We start from the raw sequence: 1,775 nt of genomic DNA on the forward strand, positions 1-1,775 counted from the left end.
ACCAACTCCAGTTAAAGCTTCTGCTACATTTTGGTATGTTTCATTTGTTTCCTGACCTTCAGCGTTAACTGTATTAACCTTGAAGCTTGGTGCAATCCATTGACCATTTTCATATTTAGCACCACCACCAAAATAGGTCGCAAGGGTATTACTCATTGTATAAAGCTGTGAACCATTGATTGCATCCGTTGAGTCCTTAGATATATTACCATTAGCAATATTGTGGAGAGTTGTGAGATTCTGATTTTTACCACCAAAAATCACATTCGTATAATCCGTTTCGCCATTGTCCTTTTTATCGTAATGAACAACTGCTGAATCATCTGACTGAAGATTATTAATCTGCTTGGTAATCTCATTTTTAACATTGGAGATAGAAGTACCAACTCCACTCAAAGCATCAGATACATTCTTATAAGTCGTTGTTTCTTCCTGGCCATCATTTTTAATTGTTTTTACTGTAAATGTTGGAGCAGTCCATGTGCCATCTCTATAATCAGCTCCACCGCCTAAGTAAGTAGCAACATTCTTATTTGTCTCAAAAAGCTGCGAACCAGTGACAGCTTCTTTTGAAACTTCTGATATATCACCATTCTTTATGCCCGTAAGAGTACGCTGCTCATTATTTTTGTTAGCAATATCAATTTTATCTCCATCGGTTTCCTTACCAATGGTGATGTGTTTTGTATTGGTATCCTGTTTCACAAAGCTACTAGCGGCTACTTGATCTTTGATATCTTTTTCAACTGTCTTCAGCTGTCCAAAATTTACCGCATCGGTTTCTGTAGTTCCAGCTTTTACACCAGAGAGAGTTCGAGCTTCACCACTTCTGTTTGCGATATTGATTTCTGTACCTGCTACTTCTTTACCAATAGTGATGTAGTTCGTTGTGGCATCTTTCTTAACAAGACTATCACCTTGTACATTGCTGATCTCATTATTAATCTGTTGGGTAATCTCATTTTTGATATTCGTGAAAGCAGTACCAACACCCTCAAAAGCTGCTGCTACACTCGTATAGCTTTGCTCTTCTTCTGTACCATCAGATTTAACTCTTTTAATTTTAAATGTTGGATCACTCCACTTTCCATTTCCAAAGTTAGCTCCACCACCAAAAGATGAGGAAACCTTATCACCCAAGGAATAGACTTGTTTACCCGTAATGGCATCTGTTGAAGTAGCAGAAATGTTACCATCTAAAAGATGTGTAATCTTGCTATTGGTCTTTTCCTTATCTGCACCATGCTGAGCACTAAAAGCTTGATCAGTTGAACTCCACGATAAGGCATCGCCTTTGACCGTGGTAATGGCATTATTTACTTGTTCAGTCACTTTCTTCTGAACATTCGTAATAGAACTACCAACCCCACTCAAAGCATCAGCTACATTCTGATATATCTCACTTTTTTCCTGACCATCATCCTTAACTGTATTAACCTTGAAGCTTGGTGCAATCCATTGACCATCCTCATATTTGGCATTACCGCCAAAGGACTTGGCTATATTTGTGGCAGCGGTATTTAAATTATCTGTTACCGTTTGCACATTTTTATTTGTAGCAAATAACTGCGAACCAGTGACTGCTTCATGCGAATCTTCTGAGAGGCCACCAGCTTTTATACCTGTAAGAGTACGCTGTTCATTATTCTTGTTAGCAATATCAATTTTATCTCCATCGGTTTCCTTACCAATGGTGATGTGTTTTGTATTGGTATCCTGTTTCACAAAGCTACTAGCGGCTACTTGATCTTTGATATCTTTTTCAACTGTCTTCA

General features: G+C 38.1%; 1 pseudogene. It reads right to left on the reverse strand.

Features of this window, described 5'->3' with window-relative positions:
• Positions 1 to 1,775, reverse strand: a pseudogene (locus ABD917_RS08605) (hypothetical protein); the annotation flags it as partial.

The sequence above is a fragment of the Bartonella pachyuromydis genome (assembly GCF_039543065.1).
GTDB lineage: Bacteria > Pseudomonadota > Alphaproteobacteria > Rhizobiales > Rhizobiaceae > Bartonella > Bartonella pachyuromydis.